The 7,719-nt window shown below is 66.9% G+C and carries 9 protein-coding genes; 8 read left to right on the plus strand and 1 reads right to left on the minus strand.

Annotated elements, in window-relative coordinates; genetic code table 11:
* The first annotated feature begins 256 nt into the window (after positions 1-256).
* Both ACR9ZJ_RS18195 and ACR9ZJ_RS18200 read left to right on the plus strand, forming a co-directional pair.
* Entirely contained in the window at positions 257-499 is a 243-nt protein-coding gene (locus ACR9ZJ_RS18195) for a hypothetical protein (RefSeq protein WP_481288560.1), read from the plus strand.
* Positions 500-514: 15 nt separating this feature from the next.
* On the plus strand, positions 515-877 hold the full coding sequence (locus tag ACR9ZJ_RS18200; RefSeq protein WP_481288561.1) for a hypothetical protein: 363 nt from the start codon (positions 515-517) through the stop codon (positions 875-877).
* Here the strand turns inward: ACR9ZJ_RS18200 and ACR9ZJ_RS18205 are convergent.
* On the minus strand, positions 874-2,355 hold the full coding sequence (locus ACR9ZJ_RS18205; RefSeq protein ID WP_481288562.1) for a hypothetical protein: 1,482 nt from the start codon (positions 2,353-2,355) through the stop codon (positions 874-876). The genes ACR9ZJ_RS18200 and ACR9ZJ_RS18205 overlap by 4 nt on opposite strands.
* A 158-nt stretch (positions 2,356-2,513) precedes the next feature.
* On the opposite strand from ACR9ZJ_RS18205, the gene prmB reads away from it, so the two are divergent.
* The 6 genes from prmB to ACR9ZJ_RS18235 all read left to right on the plus strand — a co-directional run.
* Positions 2,514-3,434: a 50S ribosomal protein L3 N(5)-glutamine methyltransferase gene (gene prmB, locus ACR9ZJ_RS18210; RefSeq protein WP_481288563.1), complete on the plus strand. Its 921-nt coding sequence runs from the start codon at positions 2,514-2,516 to the stop codon at positions 3,432-3,434.
* Positions 3,435-3,452: 18 nt separating this feature from the next.
* Positions 3,453-4,556 (plus strand): chorismate synthase, encoded by a 1,104-nt coding sequence (gene aroC, locus ACR9ZJ_RS18215; protein WP_481288564.1) that lies wholly within the window; start codon positions 3,453-3,455, stop codon positions 4,554-4,556.
* A gap of 3 nt (positions 4,557-4,559) precedes the next feature.
* A complete protein-coding gene (locus ACR9ZJ_RS18220) occupies positions 4,560-5,558 on the plus strand; it encodes a 2-hydroxyacid dehydrogenase (protein ID WP_481280722.1) in 999 nt (332 codons plus the stop codon).
* Between the two features lie 32 nt (positions 5,559-5,590).
* A complete protein-coding gene (locus ACR9ZJ_RS18225) occupies positions 5,591-6,619 on the plus strand; it encodes an aspartate-semialdehyde dehydrogenase (protein ID WP_481280721.1) in 1,029 nt (342 codons plus the stop codon).
* Positions 6,619-6,903 (plus strand): hypothetical protein, encoded by a 285-nt coding sequence (locus ACR9ZJ_RS18230; RefSeq protein ID WP_481288565.1) that lies wholly within the window; start codon positions 6,619-6,621, stop codon positions 6,901-6,903. The genes ACR9ZJ_RS18225 and ACR9ZJ_RS18230 overlap by 1 nt, the downstream gene beginning before the upstream one ends.
* A gap of 181 nt (positions 6,904-7,084) precedes the next feature.
* Positions 7,085-7,719: type IV pilus assembly protein FimV (locus tag ACR9ZJ_RS18235; RefSeq protein WP_481288566.1), on the plus strand; the 635-nt coding region annotated here is incomplete at its 3' end.

Raw genomic sequence — 7,719 nt, forward strand, 5'->3', positions numbered from 1 at the left:
TCGCGGGCCAGCCCGCTTCCCACCCACGTGAGGGGGTTTCACACGGAGACGGCATCCACCCGAGTCGCGGGCGTTGCTTGTGCCACCGACCCTCCTGGTGCGACGGGGCGCCAGCCATCAGACATGGCCGCGCAGCGGCATCCTTTCCCGAGCGACGGGGTAACCGGAGCGACGAGGGTGCGGTCTACGGCTCCGCCTACCGCATTATCCATTTTCCAGACGACACGCCTGTCCCTGACCACTTGAAGCCGACGCCATGACCGAATGGAAGGATCTTTTACCTCTCGACGACATGCTTGCGCGTATTGCCTCGTTTCCGGTTGACGAGATTCGCATCGACCCCGACGCGCAAACTGTCTGGGGTTCTGTGGAAGTGAAGAGCTTGAAGGCGGACGGGAGTGTGTTCGTTCTTTCCTGGGACTATGTCGACGTCCAGTTCAAGTTCGAAATGTATGTTACGTCGCTTGATGAGCGAACCTCCGAATTGTCGGGCAGCTAGAAAACGATGGCTACGATGAAGCCTGCCGCTCGCATTCTTTTCCTGGTTCGCGCGGAATGGATCAGGCCGGCAATGTCCGGCGAGGTTCCAGATGCATACGAACAAGTCATAGAAGAGGGTGGGCGACTGGATGTTGCGCCAGCTTCGGCCATCGCGGGAGGCCTTGGACTTCGGGGCATCATGCTGATGGGAGACACGACGGATCAGCGAGTGGGTGTCATTGGAATTGACGACAGCCATGGTTACAGCCTTCAGTGGCTTTCAGAGCACGCCGCGATCGATGCGTACCTGTCGGACTGCCACGTTTACGACCTGGATGCGCTGAGGGCATTCAGAAAGCGGGTTTCTCGCGCTGACGGTGATCCGCTGCGAGCTTAGCGCATCGCTTCCGTCGCCTTCTCGCCGCGAAGCGCGCCGGCGCGGCCGGGGGCTTGGGTGAGCGCGGTCTTGAATGCGGCCAGCGCCGGTCCCGGTTGCTTCTGTGCCAGCAGAAGCTCGCCGAGTTGTTCGCGCGCGGGGACGATCGGTCCCGGTGTCACCGGCCGCTTCTCGACCCGGTCTTCCCGTTCGGCGGCATCGGTCATCAAGGCGACGGCGGCAGCGGCGTCGCCGCTGGCCTGGGCGGCCCATGCCTTTACTTCGGAAGCGAGGACGCCGGTCTGCGTGGACCAGTAGTCGTCGCCGGAGGTCTTGAGCTGGGCCTCGATCTGGTCGAGACGGGCCGCCTGGGCGCGCGCTTCGTCGGGATGGCCGCTGCGTGCGAGGCCCAGGCCCTTCGCCCACACCGCGATGGCCACCACCGAGGCGGGTGCGCCGTCGGGTGGCGCGATCATGGCGGCCTCGCTCCATCGCCCTTGCTCCACGACTTCGCGAATCGGCATGGCGGTCGCGGCATAGGCGACTCCGAAGTCGCCCATGTCCAGGCCGCGCATGGTCTTCAGGTCGCCGATGACCGCCCGGGCCTCCTTGTCGCGGCCGGTTTGCATGTACGCGTAGACGAGATAGTCCATGGCGTGCAGCTGGCCCATGGTGTCGCCGTGCTCGCGCGCCGCCTTTTCCGAGGCGAGGTTGGAGTGGATCGAATCGTCCCACAGGCCGAGCCGGGTGAAGATGTGCGAGGGCATGTGCAAGGCATGCGGCGCCGAAGGCGCGATACCTGCGTATTTCCTCGCCGCCGGCAGGCCGCGTCGCGCGAGTTCGGCGCTGTCGCAAGCGTGGATCAGGTAGTGCGCGATGCCAGGGTGATCCGGGTATGCGCGGAACAGTGGGTCCAGGATCGCGATGGCCTGCTTCTGCTTCGCGTGTGTCTTGTCGGTCATCGGGGCGTTCGACAACAGGGCCACGGCATAGAACACCTGCGCCTCGACGTCCTTCGGGTTGTCGCGGGCGACGCCGGCCATCGCCTGTTCGTAGCCAAGGGTGCGTAGCGCGGGCATGATGTCGCCGTCCTGATAGAGCTGTCCCAGCGCGCGGATGTATGCCCGCTCGCGCGGTGACGAGGTCGCTGCCAGGCGTGCCGCCGCCCGGGCCGCCGCCTGGCCTCGGGCGAAGGTGTCCGTCGGCAGGACGGGCGTCCACACGGGGTGGAAGAAAACCATCGCGATGCCCCAGTGGCCCATGGCGCAGGCCGGGTCTTTCGCCACGACACCCTCGAAAGCCTGGCCGGCGGCGGCATAGGCGAAGGAGTGGAGGAGGGCGACACCACGGTCGAACGGCTTCTGCACCGGGGGATCGCACGAGATCGGGAACGACACCTTGCCGAGCTTCTCGGGGATACCGTGGTCGTGCATCTCCTGGGCCCGGGCAGCGGATGCCACGAGCAGCGATACGGCGAGGATGCGCAGGAAAGCGGTCATGCCAGACTCCGTTCATCGGGCGTCGCGTGCCCGCGAGACCGTTGGAATGTACGCCCGCCGAAGGCCGGTGCCCATCGGCAGAAAGGCCGATGGCGATCGTGTGGGCCCCGACCCGGACGGCTATACTCCCCCGTCAGCCCCATCGAACGCCGCCTCCCGTGACCAGCGAACTCTCCTCGATCATTGATTTCATCCGCTACGGCGCCAGCCGTTTCTCGGCCGCCGGCCTGACTTTCGGGCATAGCCACGACAATCCGATCGACGAGGCGACCCATCTGGTCCTGGCCGCGCTGCACCTGCCGCCGGATATCCCGCCGGCCTATGGCGCGGGCAATCTGGTCGCCGAGGAGAAAGCGAAGGTGCTGGCGCTGATCGAGCGCCGCGTGACCGAGCGCGTGCCGGTGGCCTACCTGGTGGGCGAGACCTGGTTCGCCGGGCTGAAGTTCAAGAGCGACCATCGCGCCCTGGTCCCGCGTTCGCCCATCGCCGAGCTGATCGAGAGCCGTTTCACCCCGTGGCTGGACGACCGCCATGTGGAGCGCGCGCTGGATCTCTGCACGGGCTCCGGTTGCATCGGCATCGCCATGGCCGAGTACAACCCGGATTGGCGGGTCGACCTCGTCGACGTCAGCGACGACGCCCTCTCGCTGGCCAACGAGAACATCGTGTTCCAGCACGCGGACGACCGCGTGCGGGCGATCAAGTCGGACCTGTTCGACGGGGTGAAGGGCGAGGTCTACGACCTGATCGTGTCCAACCCGCCGTACGTCACCAATGACGAATACGCCGCGATGCCGGCCGAATACAGCCATGAACCGGTCCTCGGCCTGACATCGGGCGATGATGGACTGGACATCACCTTGCGCATCCTCGATGAGGCGGCCGACCACCTCAGCGAAGATGGCCTGCTGATCGTCGAAGTGGGCGACAGCGAGCACGCGCTGGTCAACCTGCTGCCGCGCGTGCCGTTCGTCTGGCTGGAGTTCAAGGTCGGGCAGATGGGCATCTTCGCGCTGGAGCGGCGCGACCTCGTCGAACACGCCGCGGAGATCTCCGCGGTGCGTGCAGCAAGAAACTAAATCCTCACCGGAAGCACCGTGTCCTCCAATACGTTCGGCAAGCTCCTCTCCGTCACCACCTTCGGCGAAAGCCACGGCCCGGCGATCGGGTGCGTGGTGGACGGTTGCCCGCCCGGGCTCCCGCTCGACGCGGCGGAGTTCCGCGCCGACCTCGAACGCCGCGCCACCGGCCGCTCGCGGCATACCTCGCAGCGTCGCGAGGCGGATGACATCGAGATCCTCTCGGGCGTGTACGAAGGCGTGACCACCGGCACGCCGATCGCCTTGCTGATCCGCAACACGGACGCCCGTTCCAAGGATTACGGCAACATCCTGGATACCTTCCGCCCGGGCCATGCGGATTACACGTACTGGCAGAAGTACGGCATCCGCGATCCTCGCGGCGGCGGCCGTTCGTCGGCGCGGGAAACCACGATGCGCGTGGCCGCCGGCGTCATCGCCAAGAAGTGGCTGGCACAGCGCCACGGCGTGACCGTGCGCGGCCACGTGGCCCAGATCGGCGAACTCGTGCCGCGCGGCTTCGATGCCGGTGCGATCGAGGGCAATCCGTTCTTCTGGCCCGACGCCACGCAGGTGCCGGAGCTGGAGTCGTACATGGACGCCCTGCGCAAGTCGGGCGATTCGGTCGGCGCCAAGGTCACCGTGGTGGCCGATGGCGTGCCGGCCGGATGGGGCGAGCCGATCTACGGCAAGCTCGACGGCGAACTCGCCGCCGCCATGATGTCGATCAACGCGGTGAAGGGCGTCGAGATCGGTGACGGCTTCGCCGCCGTGGCCCAGCGTGGCACGCAGCACCGCGACGAACTCAGTACCGATGGTTTCCTCTCCAACCACGCGGGTGGCATCCTCGGCGGCATCGCATCCGGACAGCCCGTGGTCGTCTCGATGGCGTTCAAGCCGACGTCGAGCATCCTCGTGCCGGGCCGCAGCGTCGATCGCGCAGGGCAGCCGGCCGAGGTCGTGACCAAGGGCCGCCACGATCCCTGTGTCGGCATCCGCGCCGTTCCCATCGCCGAGGCGATGCTCGCCCTCGTGCTGATGGACCAGGCCCTGCGCCATCGCGCCCAGTGCGGCGACGTGGGCGAGGTGCCGCCGCGCATCCCGGGCACGTTGCAGGAATAGATCATGAGCAAGCCGATCGTCTGGATCTCCCGTCCGTTCTTTCCGGACATCGTCGACCGCCTGCGCCCGTGGTTCGAGGTGCGCGCGGAGACGGAGGAGCGTTCGTTCTCGCCAGCGGACCTTGCCGCGCGGTTGGCCGGTGCCGATGCCGCCATCGTCGGCCTGGCCGAGCGCATCGACGCGGCGGCGATCGCTTCCGCGTCGCGCCTGCGCTTCGTGGCCAACCTCGGCGTGGGATACAACAACCTCGATATCGACGCGCTGACCGAGGCCGGCATCGGCGCGTCGAACACACCGGACGTGCTCAACGAGACCGTGGCCGACTACGCCTGGGCGCTGATGCTCGCGGCGGCCCGCCGGATCGGCGAAGCCGAACGCTGGCTGCGTGACGGCCAGTGGCATGGTTCGCGCTTCGAAGGCTGGCTGGGCGCCGACGTGCACGGCAAGACCATCGGTATCCTCGGCATGGGCCGGATCGGCCAGGCCATCGCACGGCGTGCCTCCGGGTTCCGGGCGAAGGTGATCTACCACAATCGTTCCCGGCTGGCGCCGGAGATCGAGCGGGAGTACGCGGCGACCTATGTGGACAAGGCCAGCCTGCTGGCCGCGTCGGACCACCTGATCCTCGTGCTGCCGTACACGCCGCAAAGCCACCATGCCATCGGCGAGTCCGAACTCAAGGCGATGAAGCCCACGGCCACCCTGGTCAATGTCGCCCGCGGTGGCATCGTCGACGACGCGGCCCTGGCCCGCGCCCTGGCCGATGGCACGATCGCCGCGGCCGCCCTCGACGTGTTCGAAGGCGAGCCGAAGGTCCATCCCGACCTCATGAAACTGCAAAATATCGTGCTCAGTCCACACATCGCCAGCGCAAGTCGCGACACACGTCGCGATATGGCTGCGCTGGCTGTGGACAATGTGCTGGCGGCGTTCGGGCATGGTCCTGACGCCGGCCGGCCGCCCACGATCCTCAATCCGGGTGTGCTGGCCGACGCCAGCTGAACCTGTTTTCCCACGCCTGACGAAAGCGAAGCATGAGCAAGAAGACGAGTTACAAGGTGGCCATGGTGGGTGCGACCGGCGCGGTCGGCGAAACCCTCCTGTCGATCCTCGCCGAGCGGGACTTCCCCGTGAGCGAACTGGTGCCCCTGGCGAGCGAGCGCTCGGCGGGCGGTACGGTCGACTTCAATGGAAAACCTTACGTCGTCCAGGACCTGGCCAAGTACGATTTCGCCGGCGTGGACATCGCCTTCTTCTCGGCCGGTGGTTCCGTGAGCCGCGAGCACGCGCCTCGCGCGGCGGCGGCCGGGGCCGTGGTGATCGATAACACCTCCGAATTCCGCTACCAGGACGACATCCCCCTGGTGGTGTCCGAGGTGAATCCGCACGCCATCGCCGACTACACGGTGCGCGGCATCATCGCCAACCCGAACTGCTCCACGATGCAGATGCTGGTGGCGCTGGCGCCCATCCATCGCGAGGTGGGCATCGAGCGCATCAACGTCGCCACCTACCAGTCGGTGTCGGGCGCGGGGCGCAGCGGCATGGACGAACTGGGCAAGCAGACCGCGCAGATGCTCAACTTCCAGGAAGTGGAGACGGCCAAGTTCCCGAAGCAGATCGCGTTCAACGTGATCCCGCACATCGACGACTTCCAGGCCAATGGCTATACCAAGGAAGAAATGAAGATGGTCTGGGAGACCCGGAAGATCCTCGAGGACCCATCCATCCAGGTGAACCCGACCGCGGTGCGCGTGCCCGTGTTCTACGGCCACGCCGAGGCCGTGCATATCGAGACCCGCGACAAGATCACGGCCGAACGCGCGCGCGAACTGCTAGAGCAGGCACCGGGCGTGGTCGTGCTGGACGAGCGCAAGCCGGGTGGCTATCCGACGCCGGTGGGCGACGCGGCGGGCAAGGACCCGGTGTTCGTCGGCCGCATCCGTGAGGACATCTCGCACGAGCGCGGCCTCGACCTCTGGGTGGTGGCCGATAACATCCGCAAGGGCGCGGCCCTCAACGCCGTGCAGATCGCGGAGATCCTGATCGAGGACTACCTGTAATGAAAGCGTGCGTCGCCGCCTGCCTGCTTGTCCTGCTGTCGCCCCTGGCGCTGGCGGAACAGCGGTCGCCGACGGCTCCGGCACCTGCCGCGACGGCCGAGGCCCGCGCGAGGCTCGAGGCCTTGCAGGGCCAGGTGAAGAGCGAGGACGCCCAGGTCCGCCAACTCAAGGCGAAGGTCGACACGCTGGAATCGAACACGCAGGCCGCCCGCCGCGCACTGGAGGAACGCGATCGCAAGATCGCCGAACTCCAGCGCCAGCTGGAGGCGAAACAGGGCCACTGACCGGGGCCGGGACATGTAAGGGGGGCGTGTACGGGCCTCGCGAACGACTTAACGTTGTCGCGTAACTATCCGTACCCGCTATTGTTAGTTGTTGCTGGGGTGCACTACAGTGGCGCCTTCGCGGCCGATCGCCCTATAGAGGCGCGCCGCCGGCATGGGTTTAGTTCGGGGGAAGCGAGTGATGAACCGTACGTTGAAGCTTTCGATCATGCTGGCGCTCGCCACATGGGGCAGTCAGGCCCTGGCGCAGAACCTGGGCCCGGTCCAGGTCCGCTCCACGATGGACCAGCCGTTGGTCGCGGAAATCCCGCTGACGGGCGTGTCGGGCAACCTCGACAATGTGCATGTCGCCCTGGCCTCGGAAGAAGCCTTTACACGCGCCGGACTGAATCGCGGCGGCTTGCCCGTGGCCCTGAACTTCGCCGTGAGCAAGAACGCATCCGGACAGCCGGTGGTGCGGGTCAGCAGCGCCGAGCCGGTGCGCGACACCTACCTCGACTTCCTGGTCGAGGTGTCCACGGGCGGCAACAAGGTCGTGCGCGAAGTGACCATGCTGCTCGATCCGCCGGGTACGCCGGTGAATTCCGCGGCGGCCACCTCCGTCGCACCCAAGGCCCAGCCCTCGCGCACTTCCGAGGTTCCCGCCCGGGTACCGTCGCATGGGGAGGCACGGCCTTCGCGCGCGGAGGCCACGGCCACGGCGGCTCCCGCCAAGGCCGCCGCCGGCGATACCTACGGTCCGGTGCAGCGCGCCGAAGCGGATCGCCGTCCGAACGCCCCGGGCGTGTTCGATGTCGATGCGCCGGAATCGCCTTA

This window comes from Luteibacter sp. KNZ12-1A (genome assembly GCF_056755675.1).